This window comes from Leucobacter sp. USCH14 (genome assembly GCF_037619215.1).
GTDB lineage: Bacteria > Actinomycetota > Actinomycetes > Actinomycetales > Microbacteriaceae > Leucobacter.
Map to the genome: position 1 here is coordinate 337,081 of NZ_JAQPZP010000001.1, position 24,313 is coordinate 361,393.

Here is a 24,313-nt window from a genome sequence, read left to right on the forward strand (position 1 = left end):
TCTACGATCGTGAAGTTGGAACTCATGCCGAGAGTAGGAGAACTGTGAAAACGGTGCAGGGACGATTCAGCAGGAGCATGGCGCGTTGGATGGCCATTGCGGTGTGCGGGGTGCTCGTCGTATCGGCCGCCGCGACGGGGAGTGCAGATCCCGCGCAGGCGGCCGACGGGACGGGCGACGGGAAGAACGTCATGATCGCTGTCGCGCATGACGGGTTCTCGACGCACGGGGCGAGCGCGGTGCACATCCAGACCAGCACGAAGTACCCGGGTACCGTCCGCTTCGTCCGCGCCAGCGATGGGCTGTGTCTCGCCACGAAGGGCGGCACCGATAAGCACAAGTCGACCAAGGTGCAGTGGACGGGGTGCAACGGTCATTCGAGCAAGAACTGGGTGGTCGAGCCGATGCATGCGAGCACCAACGACGTTGCGCTGCACGATGCCGACGATGACACCGTCGCTGCGGTGAACATCGCGAAGGCCAGTGAGCAGCCTAGATTCATCGTTCGCAGCTACCGATACCCCTCACATTGTCTGTACAGCTCGAAAGCGGGGTTGAACGGGGGCGCCAGCGGCACCACTCCCGATTGCGACGCGACGAGCACGGCGCTCGGCTCGATGTCGGGCCTTCACCCCGCGTCGACCATGCACTTCGCGATCGTGAACGACAACAGCGCGAAAGACGAGTGGGAGTTTCTGCGCAGGAAGATGCATGTCGGAGCAATCGCCATGTACGAACGCGGAGCCCAGGGAATGTTCCGCGGCGAGAACCTCTGGGTCAAACCGATGAGCACCGATGGAGAGTATGTCGGACTCGAGCGCAAGGCCGCAGCGGGTGGTTTCTTTGCCCCGGGCGCCGTTGAGATCGATCCCGTGAAGGAGGGCGCAGTAGTCTCTCGAACCTCCTCCGTCGACGGCTGCTACGAGGGGAGCTGGTGGTGGGGAATCGACAATACGCGCGGGTTGACTCCGCTCGACCAGCAGGTGACGTCGGGACAGCAGAAGACCGACGAATTCGGCTGGTCCGCCGGCCTCGAGGTCGGCCATGAGGCTGAAGGATCGATCCTCTTCCTCAAGGGGAAGTTCTCCGTGAAAGTGAGTGGCAGCATCAATAAGAGCTGGAGCACCGCTCGGACCAACTCCCAAAGCATCAATATGTCAGTGCCGCCGGGCATGTGGGGTATGGCCGTCGCGACCACCCCCTCGGTGAGCACGCTGGGCAACTGGATGACCGGCACGGAGTTGGATCGGCCATGGAAGTTCAACGGAATGTCGACCGTCGCCCTGAAGAACAACCGGGGCGAACCGAGTGGAACCCTGCTCGCGCACATCGACTCGCACGAACGGAAATCGTGTCGCGCGAGCGCAGAAACGTCGATGCCCGCCGGTGTGACCCCGACGATCGACCTGCCGGAGGGACGTCTCGCCCCGCACGTCGGAGACACCCTGACCGCCGTGGCGCCGTTCATCGATCCGCAGAGCGGCATTCCGCTCGACATCAAGTACCAGTGGTACGCCGACGACCGGCCGATCTCTGGTCAGACGCTCAGCACGCTGCAGGTGACAAGCGGCATGGTCGGGAAGAAGTTGCAGTTCCGCACCTACGAGAGCGGCGGAAGCATGCGCCTCGAGAGCCAGACGCTGGAATCGGAGCAGAGCGCGCCGGTCTTGACCGACGACCTCGCAGCTGCCGGCGAGACGCTCGAGCTCCCCGAAGCGATTCACGGCAGGAGTTACGAAGTCTCGCTTGCGAATGCCCTGGGCGTGAGCGGGCGCGTCGAGGTGAACCCGGCGTCGCTGCCCCGTGGTCTCACGTTTGATCCGGACACTGGAATCCTTGCGGGAGTGGCTGCGGAACCCGGCATCTTCACATTCCCGCTCTCTGACGAGCACGGAGCCGCAGTTGGTCTGACGCTGCACGTCGACCCTGCGCCAACGCGCTTTTCGATGGACTTCGGTGCTACGGTCGAAACCGGAACTCCGCTCGAGATCCCCCTGGTCGATGAGCGAGGATCGGACGCCAGCTACCGTGTCGAGACGTTCGGAGCGGACGGCTCTGGAGTGGCTCTGCCCGATGGCGTTCGTATCGGACTCGATGGTTCGGGCGCTCCTCTCCTCACCGGTACGCCCGCGTCCGCGACCGTCGTCGTCGTTCGCATCACCGAGGTGAGCCCGCACCACGCTGCTGGCGACGCTCGAGTCACCTCGCATGACTTTAGGCTCCAGGTGGTTCCCGCGAGTTCATCTGGTCAGGGTGAGCCGGTCGCGCCCTCGACCGCGCCCGGCATCGTCATCGAGCGCATCCTGGAGAGTGATGAAGCGACCGAGATCCGCCCGGGCAGCCGCGTCTCGTGGCAGGCGACCGCCACCGACGCCGACGAGCTGAGCGCGAGCGTGCACCGAGTGGGGGATCCCACTGCGCTCCCGTGGGCCGACGCTGTCCGAACGCTCAGCTCGGAGATCGAGATCGATGCGGTGCCCGTCGAACCCGGGCACTACGTGCTGAACGTCGCAGCCGCGAATTCGGTGGGCAGTTCGACTGAGGAGGTGCGCTTTTCCGTGCTGGATGAGCCTGCTGATGGTTCGGGAGGCAGCGCCGATAGCGGCGCGGAGGACGCGCCGAGCGGTACGGGCGGAGTGGACTCCTCTCCAGCCGCTTCCCACGCGAATGATTCGAGCACGACGACACCGGAGTTGTCGCACACCGGCGGCGGCGGGGGAGGGATCCTCTTCGGTCTCGGTGGAGTGCTCGCCGCGGCAGGGATCCTCCTCCTTCACCGCAACCGCAGAGCAGCACGGGCGGTCGACGCGGAGTGAATGGAATATGGATGGGCGGGGCCAGCGCCTCGCCCATCCATGTTCGGCCTCTGTGCTATCTTCTGAACGTGGACTCTCTTGATGCGGAACGCATAGAACTCCACAAAGACTACGTGAGGGTATGCGAGGCGGGGTTGCGGCGTCGGCCCACCGATCCCGTTCTGCTCAGCAGCGTCGAGCGTCTCGTCGAAGCGCAACTCGCCTTCTACGAGGGTGATTACCTGACGTTGCAGCGGCCGGCTTACGGTGCCGAAGCGTTCCCCCCTGAGGAACTCAGCCTGCTCGAGAACTCTTACGTCGAATGGCTGCACGCTGAGCAGTTGAGTACCGGCGAACAGGTGCTCTACGGGCACAGCGGGTTCTGGCAGCACTGGTGGAACCTGCTGCACGAGCAGACTGAACACCCGCTCTGCATGGACGTCGTACTGCCCGACGTTCCAGAAGTGCACCGACGAAACTGGACTCTCGATGTTCGAGCGGACCTACTGCGCGGCGTCACGGAGGCGGGTGCATTGCGGCTTCGCGTGCTAATTCCGCCCGGCGAACCGGAAGGCGGGCTCGCCGAGCTTGCCGCGCTCATCGAACGAAGCGGTTTCGAAGTTCGGGTGCGATCCTCTCCGTTCCTCTTCGCCGTGTACCGGGGTACAGCCGCGGTGATCTCCGAACGCGAGAATCAGCACGATGAGGCTTACTTCTTGACGCGACGCCCGTCGATCGTGGCGCCACTCCAACAGGTGTTCGATGATCACTGGCGCTCGGCTATCCCGTGGACGTCGTACACGAGGGGCGCTTCCGACGTGCTTGAACTCATGTCGCTCGGCTGGACGGATCTGAGAATCGCGGAGTCTCTCGGGCTCTCCATGCGCACTGTGAGCAGGCGAATCGCCGACGCGATGGCCGCGGCCGGAGTGTCGTCGCGCTTCGAACTCGGCGTCAGATACGCGCAGTCGCGCGGCTGAGGAGACTCGTGCGCGCCGGGGTGACTTGCGGTTCGGCGAACGCGGAAGTGTCGTCCCTCCCTGCACAATCAGAGGGAGGGACGACGTGTCGGTGACTCGCAAGTGCATGGGGTACACGGTTCAGCGGGAACGACAGACACGAGTGTGCACGCACTCCAGAAATACTGGAACCCCCTTGATTTTACCGAGAAGCAGAAGCGCCAAGGCAAGGCCGGGCAGGCGATCGGCGGGGAACCCTACGATGGGCACATGACCGCACTGATCTGGTTCCGCGATGATCTGCGACTTGCCGACCACGCAGCGTTGTCGGCGGGCGCCGCCGATCCGGACGGTGCGGTCGCGCTCTACGTCCTCGATGAGGAATCGGTGGAGACACGGGCCCTCGGCGGTGCCGCGAAGTGGTGGCTGCACGAGTCGCTCTCCCGACTCGCCGAGGCTCTGCAGGGGCACGGAGTGCCGCTCGTGCTGCGGCGCGGGGCTGCGGAGCAGGTGGTGCTCGACGTCGCGGCTGAAACGGGTGCCGATCACGTGTATTGGAATCGGCGCTACGGCGCCGAGCGGCACATCGACGCGCGCATCAAGGCGCGGCTGCGGGATAGCGGTATCGATGCGCACTCGTTCATCGGCGGGCTCCTCTTCGAGCCCTGGACGATCGAGACGCAGACGGGCGGCCACTATCGCGTGTACTCGCCGTTCTGGCGGGCGTGCCTCTCGATGCCCGAACCGTCGACGCCTCTCCCGATCCCCGGAGAGCTGCGCGGTGCCGATATCTCACTGCCGAGTGACTCACTCGACGACTGGCAGCTGCAGCCGACTCACCCAGATTGGGCTACAGGGATCGCCGAGCGCTGGCAGCCGGGGGAGCAGCAGGCCTTGCAGCAGCTCGAGCGCTTCCTCTCCGGTCCGACGAACGCGTACGCGAGTCGCCGCGACTTCCCGGTGGAGGACGTCTGCTCGGGGCTCTCCCCGTACCTGCGCTGGGGTGAGATCAGCCCGCGTACGGTGTGGCACCGGTCGCTCGCTTCGGGCGCCGACGTCGGTACGTTCCTCTCGGAACTCGGGTGGCGCGAGTTCGCCTGGCACACGACGTTCCACAATCCGCCGCTGCATCTGCACGGACTCAATCCGCAGTTCGACCGCTTCCCATGGAAGGAGCCGGACGCCGACCAGTTGCAGGCGTGGGAGCAGGGGAAGACAGGATACGGCCTCGTCGACGCGGGAATGCGCGAGCTCTGGCACACCGGCTACATGCACAATCGGGTGCGCATGGTCACCGCGTCGTTCTTGACGAAGAACCTGCTCACGGACTGGAGGATCGGCGAAGCCTGGTTCTGGGACACACTGGTCGATGCCGATACGGCGAGCAACCCGTTCAACTGGCAGTGGGTGGCCGGGTGCGGAGCCGACGCCGCACCCTATTTCCGCATCTTCAACCCGGCGACCCAGCAGAAGAAGTTCGATCCCGACGGACACTATGTCAACCTGTGGGCGAATGACAGTGTGCTGTTCCCCGAGATCGTCGACCTCCGCGCGACCCGAGCGCGTGCCCTCGCCGCCTACGACCGAGCGCGTCACAGTGACGTAGAACCCGACTGAAGGAGCGAACATGTCTGCGCGCACCCCGGTGATGTCGCCGTCCGAGGTTTCGGTCGCTTGCGTGCTCGACCGCGTGACCGGTGCGCGTCGCGCGGAGGCCGATGAGTTGCTCGCCCTGCACCAGGAGGTGAGCGGTGAGACGCCCGTCGTCTGGGCGAATCGCATCATCGGCTTCGGCGAGCAGCGCTACGAGTACGAGAGCGGGCACTCGGGAACGATGCCGGTCCTCGCCTTCGCCTCCGGCGCGACGAAGCACACGCTCTACCTCGTCAGCGACTTCGCCGGACGGTGGCCCGAAGCGCTCGAGGCGCTCGGGCCGCATCGGGCGAGCAAGGCGTGCTTGTACATCACCCGACTCTCGAAGGCGGATCGAACGGTGCTGCGCGAGCTGCTCGAGTTGAGCCGCGCCGAGACGCTCGCTTCCTAGCCCCTCGCGATCCTGCATCGTGGCGACGAGGATCGCGCGTCGCTCCTGAGGGTCACCTGGGCGTGCGCTGTGCAGCTCGAGCGTATGCAGCGGATCGCATGCTCAACCCGCTAGCGTGAAGTCAGCGATCGGCAAACGGCCTGTGGCGAAACAAGGGCCAGTATCTGAATGGCTCGGAACGGAACCGGTGCCGACGATGACGACAGCGAATACCCGTACCCTCGAAGGAATGGGTCGACTGCAGCCGACGCGGGCTCGCGCGACCGACTTCCCTCCGATCGCCAAGGCGTATACGCGGGTATCGCAGGTCGTACGCGAATCAGGGCTGCTGCGCCGCGCGCACTGGTTCTACGCCTCCGTGGCGCTGGCCATCACCGTGGCCCTCGGCGGGGCCGTCACCGGGTTCATCCTGCTGGGCGACAGCTGGTTCCAGCTGCTCATCGCCGCTGCGCTGGGCATCATCTTCACGCAGATCGCGTTCCTCGCGCACGAAGCAGCGCACCGCCAGATCCTCGCCTCGGGCCCCGGGAACGACCGTCTCGCGCGCTGGCTGGCCGGCGCCATCGGCATGAGCTACTCGTGGTGGGATTCGAAGCACAGCCGGCACCACGCGAACCCGAACAGGGTGGGCAAGGATCCTGACATCGAGGTCGACACGATCTCCTTCATCGAGGAGGATGCCGCTCAGTCGCGCGGACTTGTGCGCGCGATCACGAAGCGCCAGGGCTGGTTCTTCTTCCCGCTGCTGACGCTCGAGGGCCTCAACCTGCACTTCCACAGCTTCAAGTACCTGTTCGGCAGAGGGCCCGTGAACGGCCGCTGGACGGAGCTCGCGATCATCTTCACGCGCTTCGCCGTGGTGCTCGTTCCGGTCTTCCTGCTGCTTCCCGTCGGTCTGGCGTTCGCGTTCCTCGGCGTGCAGCTCGCCGTCTTCGGCGTGTACATGGGGGCGTCGTTCGCTCCGAACCACAAGGGGATGCCGGTCATCGCGCACGACGCCAGGCTCGACTTCTTCTCGAAGCAGGTGCGCACGTCGCGCAACATCCGCGGCGGGTGGTGGGCGACCTGGCTCATGGGCGGCCTGAACTACCAGGTGGAGCATCACCTCTTCCCGAGCATGGCGCGGCCGCACCTCTCGAAGGCGCGGGCGATCGTTCGGGAGCACTGTCGAACGCTCGATGTTCCATACACCGAGACCTCGTTGTGGCGCTCGTACGCCATCGTCGTCGACTACCTGAATCGCGTAGGGTTGGCCGCGCGGGATCCGTTCGACTGCCCGATCACCGCGCAGTATCGAAAGGCATAGCCGCTACCGGCCCGCCTGCTCCGCGTCGTAGTCGGTCTCGCGGCGCTTGCGTCGGGGCGACGTCGTGGACTTCACGAAGAGGCGCACCAGCGCCCGCTTCTTCTCGAAGTACGCGTGACGGCTCAACTCGCCGGCCTCGAATTGCGCTTCGAGCTCGCGCAGCGTCTCCTCCGCGGTAGCGGCGTCGAAACGCGAGTACCCGTTCGAGAGTGCGTGCTCTTCCCTGATCCCCATGGTTCCCCCTTCGCTGAGAAGGATGCTACAAGGAGCCCCCGACATTCTTGCCGAGAGCGGAGATACCACGAACGGGACATCGGCCGCACGGGGGTAGCCGCATACGCGTGCACGTGAGTAACGTGAGGGATACTTCGGGAAGGAGTCACTCATGAACGTATCGCATAACGAACCGCACGAGTCGAACGAGCAGCAGGCCTCGAATGGCGCTGGCACCGTCAACACCCCGCTCGACGGGGAGACGCTCGATCGCCCCGTACTCGACGGCTCGACCGAAAACTACAGCCAGGAGGGGCAGGAGAAGAACCCTCGGTACGGTCAGGAGAATCCCGAGCTCATCCGACGCCCGTCGACGGGCAAGGAGACGCCGACCCCCGACGAAGCGTCGTAGGCCGAAACACACAGCGGGTGCTCTGTCACGCCTCTCCCAGCAGCCCTAGGGGACGCAGTCAGAGCACCCGCTTGATGCTGTTCGCGGTGTAATAGCGGATCGACCCGGTGGTGTCGAGAACCCCGTACGCCGTGGTGCCGTTCGTCATCTGCCGCACGTCGCAGACGACCCCGCGTGCGCCAGAGGGTGCGACGACGCTCTCATCAACCTGGAACTCTTCGAGATCAGCCATGGTTCGACCATAGCCCTGCAGCGTCGCCGCGCACAGGCCTTGCGCGAAGTAGATCGTCGATGGCCGAGGGCGCTATCGCCCGGGGTGGGTTCCGTACTCGAGCCGATAGGCCGCGGTGAAACGCGACACGTTGGAGAACCCCCAGCGGCGCGCGATGCTCGCAACGCTGGTCTTCGGATCCGCGATACTGAGATCATGGTGCGCTCCCGAGAGGCGAGCGCGGCGAAGATACTCGCTCGGGGTGAAGCCGAGCGACCTCCGGAAGGCGTACTGCAGGCCGCGTGTGGAGATGTGCGCGGCCGTCGCCACGTCATCGACGGTGATCGCTTCGTGCGCGTGCGCGTCGATGTAGGCGAGCGCGCGCCGCACGGTGGTCGGCGCCGCCGAACGCTGGGGCGAGGTGTCCGATGCGAGCGAGTAGTTCGTCGAGAAGGTCGAGAGCACGGTCCAGAGCGCGTGTCGGAGCAGCCCGGCCCCGACGATGCTCTCCGGGTCGAGAGTGGCGTCCCCTGACAGCACGGACGACGCGATGTAGGCGAATGTCCGATCCCACTGGTCCGCCTCGCGCGCGCCGCGAGCCTCGGGGGAGCGCAACTGGAGCGACAACCCGTCGTCGCCCGATATGCGACGCGCGAGTCGCTGCGCGTGCTCACGATCGAAGACGAGTGCCTGCACCACCGCGACATCGTCCCAGTGCGCAGTGACGGGTAGTCCGTGCGATGCCCAGGGGCGCCCGGAGGGGAGCGCGTGGCGCCCGGCGGTGACCCCGCCGTGCAGCGACTGCACGCTGCATGTGAACAACTGCGACTCGGGAGCGACCGAAGACTCGACCTTCGCGGAGAGCTCGTAGCGGATCACGGAGAACCCGTCGACAGTCGCGGAGAACCAGTCGAGCTTGCACCGATCCTCGTCGACTTCGAGGAGCCGCGATGAGGGAGCGAACTCCCTCCAGGTCTCCGCAACCGTCTCCGGATCGGACGATCGGAACCGCTGCGTCTCCATCGATTCCCCCGTACCGACTCTCTGTATCGGCACGCGAAGCGGCCGACATCAACGAAAGATAGTTTCGCATACTGTACGGGTCAGCGTGGCGTCGAACCGACCGCGGCTTGTGGAGCTGACCGACTGGCACGATGGGCACCATGGGGTTTTTGATACACGGTGGCAACGAGTACGAGTTCGAGGATCGCCTGCTGGCGCACCTGAAGACGGTGATCGGGCAGAAGCTGAAGAAGCAGGAGTGCTTCTTCTTGAGTTGGACGAAGACTCCCGAGGAGGGCAGCGGACGCATGTCGGTGTGGTTGTCTCCCTACACGACCGTCGGTTTCCGCTTCTCGGGCAGCCGCCCGCCGGAGTTGAACGTCGCCTGGATCAAGGTACTGGCGGCGCTGTCGCACACCGCGCGCGGGCTCGTCGTCATCTCGGAGGACGATGCGATCGCGTACGCGAAGAAGAATCCGGATCTCGTCTAGCGCGGCTGATCGCACGTCGCACCGCTCGCGCATCGCACTCGCTCGCGCGTCTCGCGCTCGCCCACGGCGGCGGCGGGGAAGAATCGGTCGGAAACGGCCCGTCAACGGCTCGTGAACAGCACGTGATGCGGCCGTTTTCCCCGTTCACCCGGCAATACACTCGGTTCGGTGAGGCGCTGTTCATCCACTGCTGAGTTCATGGTTCCGGATGCCGCGAGCGCGGCGAGGGCACCCGAGTGGGGGTGCGCGGGGAACGAGATTCCGCGCGGGCGCCGCGCAGCCGGTTACCGCTTCTTCGAGATGCTGCCGGCGATGCTCAGCTTCGGGGTGCCGCTGCTCGCGATCCTGCTCTCGCTGATCGATCTGCGGATCGGCATGCTGTTCGTCATCGCCTTCGTCGCGATGACGCTCGTGCGAGCCGTACGCGGCGGTGTCGATGCGCTCCGGGGGTTCCGGCGGTTGCGGACCGCCGAGCGCATCGATTGGGCCGCCGTCGTGACCGAGACCGAGACCGCGGTGCGCACGGCGCGCGAGTGGCGGGCGGCACCGGTAGAGCAGCTGCTCGGGCCGACCACGCGCGTGCTCCCCGAACCGTTCGCCGGCACGCACCGAGCCTTCCTGCGGGAGCTCGCGCCCGACGCGGCAGACGTGCCGCTTCCGTCGGACCTCGTGCACGCGGTCATCGTCGCGGCGTACAACGAGCCGTTCGAGGTGATCGAACCGAGCATCCGTTCGCTGGCCGAGTCGTCAGGAGCCGAGCGCCTGGTCGTGGTGTTCGCCTACGAGCAGCGGGGTGGTGCGGAGATGCGCGCGCGGGCCGTGCGTCTGCGCGATGCCTACGCGGCGAACTTCGCAGGCTTCCTCGCCGTCGAGCATCCCGCCGGTCTGCCCGACGAGATCGCCGGGAAGGGCGCGAACATCACGTACGCGGCTCGGCATCTGCGCACCTGGTTGCAGATTCGCGACATCTCCGTCGACGACGTCATGGTGACGACGCTCGACTGCGACAACCGCGTGCACCCGCAATACTTCGAGAACGTCACCTACGCATTCGTGCGCGATGCGGACCGCGCGCGACGTTCGTATCAGCCGATCTCGACGTTCGTCAACAACCTGTGGCACGCTCCGGCGCCCACCCGAGTGGTGGCGTCGGGCAATACGCTGTGGAACCTGATCTCGACCGTGCGGCCGTACACGCTCCGCAACTTCGCCTCGCATTCGCAGCCGATGAGCGCGCTGGTCGAGATGGATTACTGGAGCCGCCGCACGATCGTCGAAGACGGGCATCAGTACTGGCGCAGCTACTTCCACTTCGACGGCCGCTACGCGGTGACCCCGATCCACCTGCCCATCACGCAGGACGCGGTGCTCGGCGAGTCGCTCACGAGCACCCTGCGGGCGCAGTTCAAGCAACTCTGCCGCTGGGCGTACGGAGCGTCGGATATCGCCTTCGTGGGAACGCGGTTGTTCGCGAAGGATCGCAGGGCGCCGTTCCGGGCGACCCTCGCCCGCTTCGCAACGCTGCTCGACTCGCACGTGACGCTCGCCAGCGTCGCCCCGATGGTGGCGTTCGGAGCGTGGATTCCGATCATCGTCGGAAGCCTCTCCGGAGGGGCGGGCACGCCCCTCGCCATGCTGCTGCGCGAGGCGGGGAGCGCGAGCGCGAACGGCGCAGCATGGGCGACGCAGGCCCTCGGCATCCCGGTCTCCTCCGCAGTGGAGGCGGTGCGCGCCTCGGCATTCGCCGCACCGGGCCCGTTGCATCACGTGATCGCAGCGCCGCCGTTCTCCGTGGCGCAGCTCGCCGCGGAGCTCCCGGCGATGATCGGGACGGTGCAGCGCTTCGCGCTCGTGGGTGTCGCAGTCACGATCGTGCTGACACTGATGCTCACCCCTGCGCGCCCGAACGGGGTCTCCCGGATGCGGAGCGTCGGAATGCTGGCGCAGTGGGTCCTGCTCCCCGTCACGCTGCTGTGCTACAACACGGTGAGCGCGATGGTGTCGCAGTACCGGTTGCTCGTCGGCGCGTATCGCGAGGAGTTCGACGTCACCGAGAAGCGCGCTCCAGCGGCCGCGCGCGCGTCGAGCGCACGGGGCGAAGACCCCGAGCCTCGGCGCCCGGGGATCCTGGAACGCCGGTAAACTCGTTCAGTTCGAGTGCATTCGGACTGAACGGGGGAAGCGTGGCCGATCGAGCCAGTGGCGACGGTACGGGGATGCTCGGCGGCAGGTTCGGGTTCGCCCTGTCGATCGTCAGCATCACGGCGATGATGGCGGGAGCCAGCGCCCCGTCGCCGTTCTATCCCGTGCTCGCGGAGTCGATCGGGTTCTCCCCGCTCATCACGACGTCCATCTTCGCGGTGTACGCGCTCGCGCTGCTCTTCACGCTCCTCACCGCGGGCTCCCTGTCCGACCATGTCGGTCGGCACCCCGTCGCGAGCATCGGCCTGCTGCTGCTCGCGGTGAGCGTCTTCGTGTTCTGGCACGCAGGGTCGATTGCGCTGTTGATCGTCGCTCGCGTGCTGCAGGGGGTGGCCAGCGGTCTGCTCCTCTCCGCCGTATCCGCGGCGATCACGGACTTCGAACCACCGAACCGCCCTGGCGCGGCGGCAGTCTGGAACGCAGTCGCGCCGATGATCGGTCTCGGGATCGGCGCGCTCGCCGCGGGGCTCGCGCTCGACGGCACGGCGCACGCGATGACCGCGGTCTTCGCCCCGCTCGTTGCGCTGTACCTGGTGCTCGCGATCCTCTTCCGGTTCATCCCGGAGACGGCGCCGCGCGCTCCGGGAGCCCTGCGTTCGCTCGGATTCAAGCTCACCGTGCCGAGAGAGATGCGCACGGAATTCGCGCAGGGCGCTCCCGCGATCTTCGCCGGCTGGGCCACCGGCGGGCTGTTCCTCTCGCTCGGGGCGAGTATCGTGCAGACAGAACTCGGGGGAACCGCGCACGTGTGGCAGGGGCTCTCGGTCGGGGTGCTCGCGGGCGCGGGAGCGATCGCGGCCTTTCTGCTGCGCCGCCGTTCGGCTCGAGTCATCGCGGTGTACGGCACGGCGGCGCTCGCGGTGGGTGCCGGCTGCTCGCTCGCGGCGCTCGCCGCAGAGTCGCTGCCCGCGTACCTGATTGCGGTCGCGGTGACGGGGTCCGGGTTCGGCACGGCGTTCTTCGGCGTCGTGAGGTCGCTGACGCCGCACATCCCGGCGGCGCAGCGCGCAGACGTCTTCGCCGTGATCTTCCTCGTGTCCTACCTCGCGTTCGGGGTGCCGACGGTGGTGGCGGGGTTGCTCGTCCAGTTCATCGGCCTGACGCCGGTGGCCTTCGGATACGGCGCGCTGGTGATCGTCTTCGCGGGCTTCGCGTGCGTCGTGCGACTGAGCAAGGGATAGCCGTATTCGCGGATTCGGGTAGGCTGTCGCACATGGATATCGAGGTCGACAGAACGTCATCCGCCGCACGACGCCGCTGAGTGTCGAGCGGGCCCGGCGAGATCCCTCTGCACTCCGCTCGGCCGCCATTCGCGATTCTCGGCGCTGAGCCGACCCGAATCGAGCTCGTATGTCTCTCTCCTCAGCCATTTCTCTGCACCGACTCTCATTCGTCTGGCCAGATGGAACCCCGGCCCTGAACGATGTCTCGGGCACGTTCTCGACGGGGCGCACCGGCCTGATCGGACGGAACGGCAGCGGCAAGTCGACGCTGCTCCGGCTGATCGCCGGCACGTTGCCCCCATCCTCCGGCGCCGTCAGCACCAGCGGAGACGTCGCCACTCTGCCGCAGCTCCTCACCCTGCACAGCGACACGACGGTCGCCGCGCTCCTCGGCATCGACCGCACGCTCGCCGGTCTTCGCGCCATCGAGGGCGGCGACGTCGACCAGCGCCACTTCGACGCCGTGGGCGACGATTGGGATATCGAGGCTCGAGCCGACGAGGCATTGGATCGCATCGGCTTCTCGTCCGCCGACTTCGACCGCAGCGTCGCCACCGTCTCAGGCGGAGAGTCGATGCTCATCGCGATCACCGGCCTGCGACTGCGTCGAGCCCCGATCACGTTGCTCGACGAACCGACCAACAACCTCGACCGCACGGCGCGAGCGCGTCTCGGCGAGTTCGTGGACGACTGGCCGGGAGCGCTCGTCGTCGTGAGCCACGATGTCGAACTGCTCGAGCGCATGGACCACACCACCGAGCTCCACGACGGCGCGCTCTCCACGTTCGGGGGGCCGTACAGCGCATGGCGGGAGCACCAGGAGGCCGAACAAGTCGCGGCCGAACAGGCTGCGCGGGCCGCGCAGCAGGCGCTGAAGGTCGAGAAGCGGCAACGGGTCGAAGCCGAGACGAAGCTCGCGCGCCGCGAACGCACGGGCCGCAAGACGCAGCTCAGCGGCGGCATCCCGAAGATTCTCGCCGGACGGCGCGCGAACAACGCGCAGGTCTCGGCGGGGTCGCTCCGCACGACGCTCGACGAACAGGTGCGAGCCGCGCAGGCCGCGGTCGACGACGCCGACGCGCGCGTGCGCAGGAACGAGCGCATCTCCGTCGATCTGCCGGACCCCGCAGTGCCCCGCGGAAGGCGACTCGTCGAGTTCGACGGCGCCGACCATATGCTCGTGGTGCAGGGACCTGAGCGCGTCGCACTCGTCGGCGCGAATGGCACGGGCAAATCCACCCTGCTCGAGCGCATGGTGGAGACGAGCGGCGATGCGGAGCCATCGGAGACCTCGCGGCCTTCGGGATCTTCGGGGTCTTCGGCGCCGTCCGGGCGCATCCTGACCGATCGATTCGGATATCTCCCGCAGCGTTTGGATGGACTCGCCGAAGATGCGAGCGCGGTCGAGAATGTGCGGGAGGTCGCGCCCGGCGCTCCCGCCGGTGATGTTCGCAACGGACTCGCCCGACTCCTCCTGCGAGGTTCGGCTGCCGATCGACCGGTCTGCACGCTCTCGGGCGGGGAGCGCTTCCGGGTCTCGCTCGCGCGTCTGCTGCTCGCCGATCCGCCCGCGCATCTGCTCATCCTCGATGAGCCGACGAACAACCTCGACCTGGCGAGCGTCGCCCAGCTCGCGGACGCGCTGAACGCATACCGCGGCGCGATCCTCGTCGTCAGCCATGACATCGCGTTCTTCGAGAGCATCGGCATCGACACGGTCATCGAGGTGGGTGCGGACGGGGTGCTTCGGCAGCGAGGCGAACTGCCCGAGTGACCGGTGGTGTGCGGCATCGCTCCGGGTAACGCGAACGTCGGTAGTCTGAGTCCCGACACGGATGGTGTCGGCGCAGGTGGATAGGAGTCAGCATGACCGTCTTCGGGTTGATACTCGCTGTGCTCGCCGCGCTGCTGCACGTGTACATCTTCTGGATGGAAACCATCACCTGGACGCGTGCGAAGACGCGCGCCACGTTCGGGTTGAGCGCGCAGCAGGCGGAGGCCACGAAGGAGATGGCGTTCAATCAGGGGTTCTACAACCTGTTCCTGGCGGTGGTGACGCTCGTCGGTGTCGCGATCTCGCTCGTTGCGGATCACGCCGCCGGATACGCGCTGGTCTTCGCCGGCGTAGGCTCGATGCTCGCGGCGGCGGTGGTGCTCCTGCTGTCTTCGCCCGACAAGCGCGGGGCTGCGGTGAAGCAGGGAGCGATCCCGTTGCTCGCGATACTCGTGCTGCTCGCCGCTCTCGCCTTCGGAGATGCGATGGCGACCGATGCGTGGCGATGAGTCGCGCGACGCGCACGTACTCGCGGTGATGCGAGCGGTGCGCGGATTCGGGGACTCCCACGACCGCATGTCGGCCGGCATGAAGCAGGGCATGGGGATGAACGCCACCGACCTCGCCGCACTGCGTCTGCTGATCATTCGCGAGGAGGAGGGTCGGCCGGTGAGTCCGCGCGATCTCTCGGCGCATCTGCGCATCTCCACGGCGTCGACGACGAAGCTGCTCGATCGCTTGAGTCAGTCGGGGCACGTGCGCCGTGCTCCCCACCCGAGCGATCGTCGAGCGCGCGTGATCGAACTCACGGACGCGGCCCGGCAGGAGTTCTTCCGGCGCTTCGGGCCGCAGCTCTCAGCCATGCGCGAAGCGATGACGCAGTTCTCGACCGCTGAGCTCGCGGTCGCCGAGCGCGCATTCCGCGCGATGGGGTCGGCGATCGACCGCGACGACGAGGTGTGATGCGCAGAGGAGCTGCGTGATCCACCGGCCGAACCGTCGGCCCGCACGTCCGCTGCGCGTCGAGCACCGACGATCAGTGATCGCGGGCGAGCGCGGCGTCGACCGCCTCCTCGACCGTGCGATGCGTGAATCGGAACCCGGAGGCGAGGAGCGCGTCCGGGGCGACCTCCGCATCCGAGAGCAGAAGGGAATCGGCGGCATCCCGTCCGAGCGCGAGGCGCAGGGCCCACGACGGAGCCGGTACGAGGAACGGGCGGCGAAGGGTTCTCGCGAGCGCCCACCCGGTATCGTTGGCCGTCGCCGGGGTCGGGCCGGTGAGATTCACCGGACCCGAGACATCGCTGTCGATGAGGTGCCGGATCGCGCGAACCTCGTCGGTGAGCGAGATCCACGGCCAGTGCTGCTCACCCCCGCCGAGCGGCCCGCTGAGGCCGAGCCGAGTCAGGAGGAGCAGAGGCTTCAGCACGCCGCCCCGCTCGATCAGCGGAGCCGTTCGCAGCAGCACGACGCGGACGCCGGGGCCCGCCTCGCGTGCCGCAGATTCCCAAGCGACGCAGACGTCCGCGAGGAACGTGCTCCCGGGGCCGCTCGATTCCGAGAGGCGCTCGTTCGGGCGGTCGCCGTAGTACCCGACGGCGGATGCGCTGAGCAGCGGGGGTGCGTCGGTGCCGAGCTCGCGGAGGGCGGCGGCGATGGTGCGAGTCGGCGCGATCCGGGAGGCGAGCAGCGTATCTCGGTAGGCGCGCGTCCAGGGCAGTCTGCCGATGCTCGCGCCGTTCAGGCACACGACGGCCCGAGCGCCCGCGAGGATCGCGGGGTCCAGCGCAGCCGTGCCCGGCCGCCACTCCACCTCCCGTGGGCGGCGCGGTGCTCGACGCACGAGGCGCGTGACAGAGACCCCGTCGGCCTCGAGCGAACGGACGAGCGCTGCTCCGATCAGGCCGGAGGCGCCGCTGACCACGACGCGCGGGCGCGCTGCAACGGGCTGCGATGCGATATCGGAGGTGTTCATCACTCACCATTCTCGGTGCGCGACAGCTTCGAAGGCCACCAAATTGCCCTGCCGATGTCGGTGGAGAGCGCCGGCACGAGGAGGGAGCGCACGATGAACGTGTCGAGCAGCACTCCGAACGCCACGATGAACGCGATCTGCACGAGGAACAGAATCGGGATCACCGAGAGCGCGGCGAATGTCGCAGCGAGCACCAGGCCGGCGGAGGTGATGACGCCTCCGGTGATCGTGAGGCCTCGGAGAATGCCCTCGCGCGTGCCGTGCAGGCGGGACTCCTCGCGCACGCGGGTCATGAGGAAGATGTTGTAGTCGATGCCGAGGGCGACCAGGAAGACGAAGCCGTAGAGCGGCACCGCCGGGTCCGCGCCCGGGAAGTCGAGCACGTGGTTGAAGACGAGCGCCGCCACGCCGAGCGCGGTGCCGAACGACAGCACCGTCGTGAGGATGAGCAGCACGGGCGCGAGGATGGATCGCAGCAGCAGCATGAGGATCACGAGGATCACGACCAGCACCAGCGGAATGATGAGGTTGCGGTCGTGGATCGACGCCTGGTTGGTGTCGACCGCGGTCGCCGTCACACCGCCGATGAGCGCCGACGTCCCCTCGAGTTCGCCGCGCAGGCTCGTGATCGTCTCAGCCGCGGCGTCCGAATCGGCGGCGTCCGAGAGCGTCGCCTGCAACAGCACCTTGCCGTCCTCGACCGTCGGTTCCGGCGCGGGGGTGCCGGGAGGGCCGAAGGCCTGCAGTCCGTCCTCCGTCACGGGCACCGTGCCGCTCGGCGAGCTCTCCGCCGTGACGGCGACGCTGTCGATGCCGTCGTGCGCGAGCACGGTGTCGGCGGTCTGCTGCAGGCGATCCTCGTCGACGAGGATGTAGGCCGGGCTGCCCGAACCGCCCGGGAAGTGCTCGCCCAGCACGGCCTGGCCGTCGCGCGCCTCCGACTGGCCCACCACGAGGTCGGACTGCGGAATGCCGCTCGCCTGCAGTTGCGTCACCCCGACCGCTCCCAGCGCGAGCACGACCGTGGTGACGATCCAGATGGGACGCGGATGGCGGCGGATCACTTCCGCGAGACGCCGCCACAGCCCGCGGGTGGGCATGCCGTTCTCCGCCGCGACGAGCTCCGGCTCGAACTTCGGCCGCCGCGGCCAGTACGCGGCTCTGCCGAATGCGAACAGCAGCGCGGGAAGGAGCGTGAGCGCGGCGAGCATCGCGAACACGATGCCGATCGCGGCCACCGGTCCGAGGGTGCTGTTGGACTTCAGGTCGCTGAGCAGCAGGCACAGCAACCCGACGATGACGGTGCCGCCGGAGGCGAGGATCGGCTCGAACGAGCCCTTGATGGCGGCGATGATCGCGGCTCCGCGATCCTGCGCCACTCGCAGTTCTTCGCGGAAGCGGGCGACGAGCAGCAGCGAGTAGTCGGTCGCCGCGCCGATCACGAGGATGAAGAGGATGCCCTGCGTCTGCCCGCTGAGCAGGAGCACGCCGGCGTCGGCGAGATGCCAGATGACGAAGAGCGCGACGCAGAGCGCGAAGAGACTCGTGCTGAGCACGATGAGGGGGAGGAGGAGCGAGCGGTAGACGATGACGAGGATGACGAGCACCGCGAGCAGTGCCACCAGCAGCAGGATCCCGTCGATGCCGGCGAAGCCCGCAGCGAGGTCGGCGGTGAACCCCGCCGGGCCGGTGACGTGCACGTCGACGCCCTCGGGGGCGTCTGCTCGCAGGGTTTCACCGAGGTGCTCGACGACCTCGGTGACCTCGGCATCGGCGTCGATGGGCACGAAGAGCTGAACCGCCCGGCCGTCCTCCGATGGGATGGCGGGCGAGCTCTCGTCGCCGATTCCCGGAAGGGTCGCCGCATCGCTCGCCGCTGCGTCGATCGCCCTCAGCTGATCGTCCGCGAGTTCCCCGCCGTCGTTCGACGAGAACACGACGATGGCTGGGATCGAATCGCTCCCGAGGAACTCGTCTTGCACGTCTCGCACCGCGGTAGCGTCGGCGGAGGACGGGAGATACGTCGTCTGGTCGTTCGACGACACCTCGTCGACCTTGCCGAACAGCGGGCCGCCCGCGCCGGCGCCCGCGAACCAGAGCACGACGAGCACCGCCGGGAGAAGGATCCGCAGCCAGCGCCGTCGGGGGCGGCGGGCTGCGGGCGGGTTCGCGTGAGCCGCCCCGGGGGGAGCTGCGGCGTGGGTCGGCCCGTGATGACGTTGAGACATTTTTCTACTATCTCCCAAAGAAAGTATCTAGCTAAGCTAGTAAAACTGTAGCGCGTCTGCGGTGAAACGGGAAGTCGCGCGCTTCGCGTGCCACGAGGAGTCGCGCGTGTCCACCCCGTTGGCGCGACGCGGGCGATCCGTAGACTCGCTGCATGTCAGATGCGCTTCTCGCACCCCCGGCCGTCGATGTCCTTCCTGAATCGGCGGGAATCGCGCTCGAGCACGACTTCGCCGACCGCCTTCCCGAGCTGTCGGTGCCCTGGCGGGCATTCCATCCGGAGGAACCGCGCCTGCTCGTCTGGAACGACGCGCTCGCCGAGGAGCTCGGCATCGACTCGGGTCGGTTCACCGGATCCGCTCGGGTTCGCTTTCTCCTGGGAAACGCGCTGCCGCAGGGGAGCGGGCCCGTCGCGCAGGCCTACGCCGGGCACCAGTTCGGCGGGTATTCCCCGAGGCTGGGCGACGGGCGCGCGCTGCTGCTGGGAGAGATGCGAGACTCGTCAGGGCGGTTGCGGGACCTGCACCTCAAGGGGTCGGGCCGCACGCCGTTCGCGCGAGCCGACGGGTTCGCCGCGCTCGGACCGATGCTGCGCGAGTATCTGATGGGTGAAGCGATGGCCGCACTCGGCGTGCCCACGACACGCGCGCTCGGCGTCGTCGCGACGGGGCGGAGAATGCCGCGCGACGGCGAACTGCTCGACGGCGCAGTGCTCGCGCGCGTTGCGAGCAGTCATCTGCGCGTCGGCAGCTTCCAGTTCGCGCGAGGTCTGAGCGACCCGGGAGCGCTCACGCGTCTCGCCGACTACGCGATCGAGCGCCACGCCCCGGAACTGGCCGAAGCCCCGAACCGATACGCCGCGTTGCTCGACGCTGTGATCGCCGCGCAAGCCCGATTGGTGGCGCACTGGGTGCTGATCGGCTTCGTGCACGGAGTGATGAACACCGACAATATGACGATCTCGGGAGAGACGATCGATTACGGACCGTGCGCGTTCATCGACGCGTTCGACCCGGCGGCCTCATTCAGCTCGATCGACCTGCAGCGGCGCTACGCCTACGGCAACCAGCCCTCGATCGCGCTCTGGAACCTCACCCGCTTCGCCGAGACGCTGCTCCCGCTGCTCGACCCCGATGTCGACGTGGCGAAATCGATGGCGGTGTCATCGCTCGATCGCTTCGGAGCCCTGTACAACGACGCCTGGACGGCGGGGATGCGTGAGAAGCTCGGATTGGCGGGATCCGCATCCCACGCTTCCGGCGATGATGGTGCGTTCGCCGAGCTGACCGCCGAGATGCTGACCGATCTGCAGCGGCACCGCATCGACTACACGAGCTTCTTCCGCGCGCTCGGGCGGGCCGCCGAGGGCGACCTCGGCCCGCTCGACGCGGTACTGCCTCGCACCGACGGGTCCGGGGCCTGGGTGCAGCGCTGGCTCGATGCCGGCCCGGACGCAGCTGCGATGGATCGGATGAACCCGATCTACATCCCCCGCAACCACCTCGTCGAGGAAGCGCTCGCGGCTGCGGATGAGGGAGATCTCGCGCCCTTCTCGAGTCTCGTCGATGTGCTTTCGCGACCGTTCGAGGAGCAGGCGGGACGCGAGCGATACGAAAGGCCTGCGCCGGAGGGCGGCCCGGCTCACGTCACGTTCTGCGGAACATGACGTCTTCGTCGCGTTTCCTCTCCGACGACGAAGCGGCGATGCCACCCGCACTTCGGGAGGCATCGCCGCTGCGCTCACGGCGCGCTGCTACGCCGTCTGGCCGGGGTGCTTGCCTTCGCCGATCTCCTCGACCAGCTTCGCGTTGAACGCCGGGAGATCATCGGGCGTACGGCTCGTCACGAGGCCCTGATCGACCACGACCTCCTCGTCGACCCACGTCGCACCCGCATTCTGCAGGTCGGTGCGCAGGCTGGCGTACGAGGTCACCGTGCGCCCCTGCAGCACATCGGCGTCGGCGAGGATCCAGCCGCCGTGGCAGATCGCGCCGACCGGCTTGTGCTGCGCGAAGAAATCCTTCGTGAAGGCGACGGCGTCGGCGTCGAGCCTGATCTGGTCGCCGTTGACGACACCGCCCGGTAGCACGAGGGCGTCGAAATCATCGGCGCTTGCATCGGCCGACGTGAGGGAGACCTCCTGCTCGTGACCGTTCTTGCCGGTGATCGAACCGGTCTTCGTGGAGACCACGGTGACTTCCGCACCGTGCTCCTGCACCGCTGAGATGGGTTCGGTGAGCTCTGAATCCTCGAAGCCGTCGGTAGCGAGAACCGCGACGCGCTTGCCGGTGAGATGTGACATGAAAATACCTCCTGGGTTCGGGAGTTCGTTGTCCGTCGAGACCCGGTTTCCGAGCCGACATCTCCAGACTGGTCGACGTCGCCGCTGAGCGGCACCCCGTTGCACGGCGCGGAGCGGGCCGCTAGACGTGCGCGCTGCGGCGCGATCACGTGCTTCCGCGCAGACGCTCGTGCGGTGGGCGCCGGCGCTGTCCGCTGCTGGAGAAACGCGCTTTTCGTCAGCGTAGTGTGGAACGCATGGCACGCATCATCATTTTCGGTGGACACGGCAAGATCGCTCTCCTGACGGAGCCGCTGCTCGCAGAGCGCGGAGACTCGGTGACGGCGGTGATCCGCAACCCTGACCAGGTCGAGGACGTTCGCGCCGCGGGCGCGGAGCCGCGCGTGGTCGACATCGAGCAGCTCGATGTCGATGAGCTCGCAGAGGTGATCACCGGCCACGATGCCGTCGTCTGGTCGGCGGGAGCGGGCGGCGGCGATGCGGCCCGCACGATCGCTGTGGACCGGGATGCCGCGATCCGCACCATGGACGCCGCGGCTCGCGCCGGGGTGGAGCGCTACGTGATGGTGTCGTACTTCGGGGCCTCTCGAGATCACGGCGTCGACCCCGAGAACACGTTCTTCACCTATGCGGAGGCGAAGTCGCAGGCGGACGAGTACCTGCGGGAGTCGCAGCTGGCATGGACAGTACTCGGCCCGAGCGGGCTGACGCTCGACCCCGGAACGGGCGCGATCGACGTCGGGGCCGACGAGGCGTCGACGGTGGCGCGCGCCGACGTCGCCGCGACGATCGCGGCGGTGCTGGCCGACGACAGCACGGTGCGACGCACGATCCGATTCAACTCGGGTGAGACCCCCATCGCCGAGGCGGTTCGCTCCGCCTGATGATCGCCCGGGCGAGCGAGTTGCGCTCGTAGATTTGAATTGCTCAAAATAACGAGCTACTGTGGATGACATGGAGATGAGCACCGAGCGCGCGCTGCGGAACGCGGGTCTGCGGGCCACGGCGGGTCGCGTGGCCGTGCTCGACGCGCTCGTCTCCATGCCTCACTCGGATGCAGACCATGTGTTCCGAGTGGTCGCGAGTGCGCTGCCGACGACGTCGATTCAATCGGTGCACAACATCCTGACCGATTTGACGGCGGCGGGTCTCACTCGCCGAGTCGAACCGGCTGGATCCGCGGCGCTCTATGAGCGGCGCGTGAACGACAACCATCATCACGTGGTGTGCTCCCAGTGCGGAGCGATCGCCGATGTCGATTGCGTTGTCGGTCACACGCCGTGCCTCTCCCCGTCGGAGACGGGGGGCTTCACCGTACAGACCGCCGAGGTGACGTTCTGGGGTATCTGCCCCGATTGCGCCGCCTCGGCCGCATAGCCGAATACGCACGTTCGCTCCGGCCCCGGAGCGGTATCCGTCTTGCGCGAACTCCCGAGGAGCAACATGAGTACACCCGATACCACGACCCAGACCGGCACGCCGGTCGCGAGCGACGAGCATTCACTCGCCGCAGGCCGCGATGGTGCGATCGCCCTCCACGATCGCTACCTCGTCGAGAAGCTCGCGCAGTTCAACCGGGAGCGCATTCCCGAGCGCATCGTGCACGCGAAGGGCGGCGGCGCGTTCGGCGAGTTCGTCGTCACGGGCGACGTCTCGGCCTACACGCGTGCTGCCGTCTTCCAGCCCGGCGCACGCACGGAGACCGTGCAGCGCTTCTCCTCCGTCGCCGGCGAACAGGGGTCGCCCGACACCTGGCGCGACGTGCGCGGCTTCTCGGTCAAGTTCTACACGACCGAGGGCAACTACGACATCGTGGGCAACAACACCCCCGTGTTCTTCATCCGCGACGGCATCAAGTTCCCCGACTTCATCCACTCGCAGAAGCGCCTGCCCGGCTCGGGCCTGCGCGACGCCGACATGCAGTGGGACTTCTGGACGCTCTCGCCCGAGTCGGCCCACCAGGTGACCTACCTCATGGGAGACCGCGGCCTGCCCCGGTCGTGGCGCCACATGCCCGGGTTCGGCTCGCACACCTACCAGTGGATCAACGCCGCAGGCGAGCGGTTCTGGGTGAAGTACCACTTCGACGCGCTGCAGGGCAACGCCGAGATGTCGAGCGAGGAGGCTGAGGCGATCGCGGGTGCCGACGCGGACTACTACCGACGCGATCTGTACGACGCGATCGAGCGCGGTGAATACCCGTCGTGGAAGCTGTCGGTGCAGGTCATGCCCTACGAGGATGCGAAGACGTACCGCTTCAACCCGTTCGATCTCACCAAGGTGTGGCCGCACGCGGACTACCCGCTGATCGAGGTCGGCGTGCACACGCTCAACCGCAACCCCGAGAACTTCTTCGCGCAGATCGAGCAGGCCGCCTTCTCGCCGGCGAACACCGTTCCCGGCATCGACATCAGCCCCGACCGCATGCTGCAGGCGCGCGTCTTCTCGTACCCCGACGCGCAGCGCTACCGCGTCGGTACGAACTACAACCAGATCCCGGTCAACGCTCCGGTCGCTCCCGTGGCGAACTACTCGCAGGACGGCGCGCAGCGCCACGGGTTCAACTCGCCGAGCACCCCGGTCTACGCCCCGAACTCGAAGGGCGGGCCGACGGCCGATGCGGCGGCGGCGGGCGCCGGCTCATGGGAGTCCGACGGCGAGCTCGTGCGCACAGCGGCGACGCTGCACGCTGAGGACGACGATTTCGGCCAGGCCGGCACGCTCTACCGCGAGGTGTTCGACGCGGAGGCGCAGGCGCGCTTCCTGAAGACGATCACGGGTGCGGTCGGCGGCGTGCAGAGCCCCGAGATCCGCGAGCGCGCGATCGGGTACTGGACGCAGGTCGACGCCGAACTGGGTGCGGCGCTCCGTCGCAACCTCGAGGCGGGCGTGGAGGCGGTCGCCGCGACAGCCGATGCCTGAACGATCAACCGAGAGTCGCTGACGCCGATGAGGTGAGCGGCAGTTGCACGGGCCGGCGAGAGGAGATTCTCTCGCCGGCCCGCGCCGTTCCCGGGCCGGTACGGGAGCGTGCGTCTCAGTATCCCTGGTTTCGTTTTGGTACTGCATCGGGCGGCCCCTCGTACCGAGTCGAGCGCGTCAGAATGCGTGAAACCGGAGGCTTGGTGCTGTAAGCGGTCACGATTGCGCGCCCGAGCGCGAGCAGCCGCATAGTCTT

General features: G+C 67.4%; 22 protein-coding genes. 16 read left to right on the forward strand and 6 right to left on the reverse strand.

Going from position 1 to position 24,313, the window contains the following annotated elements:
- The first annotated feature begins 77 nt into the window (after positions 1-77).
- The 5 genes from PQI23_RS01510 (at position 78) to PQI23_RS01530 (ending at position 7,104) form a co-directional block, all read left to right on the forward strand.
- The gene (locus tag PQI23_RS01510) at positions 78-2,816 is read left to right on the forward strand and encodes a putative Ig domain-containing protein (RefSeq protein WP_339970878.1); all 2,739 of its coding nucleotides are present in this window, start codon (positions 78-80) and stop codon (positions 2,814-2,816) included.
- A 113-nt stretch (positions 2,817-2,929) separates the two neighbouring features.
- The gene (locus PQI23_RS01515; RefSeq protein ID WP_339970880.1) at positions 2,930-3,775 is read left to right on the forward strand and encodes a helix-turn-helix transcriptional regulator; all 846 of its coding nucleotides are present in this window, start codon (positions 2,930-2,932) and stop codon (positions 3,773-3,775) included.
- A 249-nt stretch (positions 3,776-4,024) separates the two neighbouring features.
- Positions 4,025-5,371: a cryptochrome/photolyase family protein gene (locus PQI23_RS01520; protein WP_339970882.1), complete on the forward strand. Its 1,347-nt coding sequence runs from the start codon at positions 4,025-4,027 to the stop codon at positions 5,369-5,371.
- Positions 5,372-5,381: 10 nt separating this feature from the next.
- A complete protein-coding gene (locus tag PQI23_RS01525; protein ID WP_339970884.1) occupies positions 5,382-5,798 on the forward strand; it encodes a DUF1801 domain-containing protein in 417 nt (138 codons plus the stop codon).
- A 229-nt stretch (positions 5,799-6,027) separates the two neighbouring features.
- Entirely contained in the window at positions 6,028-7,104 is a 1,077-nt protein-coding gene (locus PQI23_RS01530) for a fatty acid desaturase family protein (RefSeq protein ID WP_445238392.1), read from the forward strand.
- A gap of 3 nt (positions 7,105-7,107) precedes the next feature.
- On the opposite strand, the gene PQI23_RS01535 is transcribed toward PQI23_RS01530, so the two are convergent.
- On the reverse strand, positions 7,108-7,338 hold the full coding sequence (locus PQI23_RS01535; RefSeq protein ID WP_339970888.1) for a hypothetical protein: 231 nt from the start codon (positions 7,336-7,338) through the stop codon (positions 7,108-7,110).
- 151 nt (positions 7,339-7,489) lie between these two features.
- Here PQI23_RS01535 and PQI23_RS01540 point away from each other — a divergent pair, with 151 nt between their 5' ends.
- Positions 7,490-7,729 (forward strand): hypothetical protein, encoded by a 240-nt coding sequence (locus tag PQI23_RS01540; RefSeq protein ID WP_339970890.1) that lies wholly within the window; start codon positions 7,490-7,492, stop codon positions 7,727-7,729.
- A gap of 58 nt (positions 7,730-7,787) precedes the next feature.
- Here the strand turns inward: PQI23_RS01540 and PQI23_RS01545 are convergent, their stop codons facing one another.
- Entirely contained in the window at positions 7,788-7,961 is a 174-nt protein-coding gene (locus tag PQI23_RS01545; RefSeq protein WP_339970893.1) for a hypothetical protein, read from the reverse strand.
- A 72-nt stretch (positions 7,962-8,033) separates the two neighbouring features.
- On the reverse strand, positions 8,034-8,963 hold the full coding sequence (locus PQI23_RS01550) for a helix-turn-helix transcriptional regulator (protein ID WP_339970895.1): 930 nt from the start codon (positions 8,961-8,963) through the stop codon (positions 8,034-8,036).
- Between the two features lie 140 nt (positions 8,964-9,103).
- On the opposite strand from PQI23_RS01550, the gene PQI23_RS01555 reads away from it, so the two are divergent.
- The 6 genes from PQI23_RS01555 (at position 9,104) to PQI23_RS01580 (ending at position 15,595) form a co-directional block, all read left to right on the forward strand.
- Positions 9,104-9,433, forward strand: a complete 330-nt coding sequence (locus tag PQI23_RS01555; RefSeq protein ID WP_339970897.1) for a DUF7882 family protein — start codon at positions 9,104-9,106, stop codon at positions 9,431-9,433.
- Between the two features lie 168 nt (positions 9,434-9,601).
- Positions 9,602-11,575, forward strand: coding sequence for a glycosyltransferase (locus PQI23_RS01560; protein WP_339970898.1), 1,974 nt, complete (start codon positions 9,602-9,604; stop codon positions 11,573-11,575).
- Between the two features lie 41 nt (positions 11,576-11,616).
- The gene (locus PQI23_RS01565) at positions 11,617-12,816 is read left to right on the forward strand and encodes an MFS transporter (protein ID WP_339970900.1); all 1,200 of its coding nucleotides are present in this window, start codon (positions 11,617-11,619) and stop codon (positions 12,814-12,816) included.
- Between the two features lie 169 nt (positions 12,817-12,985).
- Complete coding sequence (locus tag PQI23_RS01570) at positions 12,986-14,632, forward strand: ABC-F family ATP-binding cassette domain-containing protein (protein WP_339970902.1); 1,647 nt, start codon at positions 12,986-12,988, stop codon at positions 14,630-14,632.
- 92 nt (positions 14,633-14,724) lie between these two features.
- On the forward strand, positions 14,725-15,141 hold the full coding sequence (locus PQI23_RS01575) for a DUF1304 domain-containing protein (RefSeq protein WP_339970904.1): 417 nt from the start codon (positions 14,725-14,727) through the stop codon (positions 15,139-15,141).
- The gene (locus PQI23_RS01580) at positions 15,128-15,595 is read left to right on the forward strand and encodes a MarR family winged helix-turn-helix transcriptional regulator (RefSeq protein WP_339970906.1); all 468 of its coding nucleotides are present in this window, start codon (positions 15,128-15,130) and stop codon (positions 15,593-15,595) included. Before PQI23_RS01575 ends, PQI23_RS01580 begins: the two co-directional genes overlap by 14 nt.
- A gap of 73 nt (positions 15,596-15,668) precedes the next feature.
- On the opposite strand, the gene PQI23_RS01585 is transcribed toward PQI23_RS01580, so the two are convergent.
- Both PQI23_RS01585 and PQI23_RS01590 read right to left on the reverse strand, forming a co-directional pair.
- Positions 15,669-16,607 carry a TIGR01777 family oxidoreductase gene (locus PQI23_RS01585; RefSeq protein ID WP_339970907.1) on the reverse strand — a complete coding sequence of 313 codons (939 nt, stop codon included), beginning with the start codon at positions 16,605-16,607 and terminating at the stop codon, positions 15,669-15,671.
- Positions 16,607-18,835 (reverse strand): MMPL family transporter, encoded by a 2,229-nt coding sequence (locus PQI23_RS01590; RefSeq protein ID WP_339970909.1) that lies wholly within the window; start codon positions 18,833-18,835, stop codon positions 16,607-16,609. The genes PQI23_RS01585 and PQI23_RS01590 overlap by 1 nt, the downstream gene beginning before the upstream one ends.
- A 152-nt stretch (positions 18,836-18,987) precedes the next feature.
- Between PQI23_RS01590 and PQI23_RS01595 the strand changes: the two genes are divergently transcribed.
- The gene (locus PQI23_RS01595; protein WP_339970911.1) at positions 18,988-20,499 is read left to right on the forward strand and encodes a protein adenylyltransferase SelO; all 1,512 of its coding nucleotides are present in this window, start codon (positions 18,988-18,990) and stop codon (positions 20,497-20,499) included.
- Positions 20,500-20,586: 87 nt separating this feature from the next.
- Here the strand turns inward: PQI23_RS01595 and PQI23_RS01600 are convergent, their stop codons facing one another.
- Complete coding sequence (locus PQI23_RS01600; RefSeq protein ID WP_339970913.1) at positions 20,587-21,135, reverse strand: type 1 glutamine amidotransferase domain-containing protein; 549 nt, start codon at positions 21,133-21,135, stop codon at positions 20,587-20,589.
- Positions 21,136-21,371: 236 nt separating this feature from the next.
- On the opposite strand from PQI23_RS01600, the gene PQI23_RS01605 reads away from it, so the two are divergent.
- The 3 genes from PQI23_RS01605 (at position 21,372) to PQI23_RS01615 (ending at position 24,057) form a co-directional block, all read left to right on the forward strand.
- Positions 21,372-22,019 (forward strand): SDR family oxidoreductase, encoded by a 648-nt coding sequence (locus tag PQI23_RS01605; protein WP_339970915.1) that lies wholly within the window; start codon positions 21,372-21,374, stop codon positions 22,017-22,019.
- Between the two features lie 70 nt (positions 22,020-22,089).
- Positions 22,090-22,512: a Fur family transcriptional regulator gene (locus PQI23_RS01610; protein ID WP_339970917.1), complete on the forward strand. Its 423-nt coding sequence runs from the start codon at positions 22,090-22,092 to the stop codon at positions 22,510-22,512.
- 66 nt (positions 22,513-22,578) lie between these two features.
- Positions 22,579-24,057 (forward strand): catalase, encoded by a 1,479-nt coding sequence (locus tag PQI23_RS01615; RefSeq protein WP_339970919.1) that lies wholly within the window; start codon positions 22,579-22,581, stop codon positions 24,055-24,057.
- Positions 24,058-24,313 lie beyond the last annotated feature (256 nt).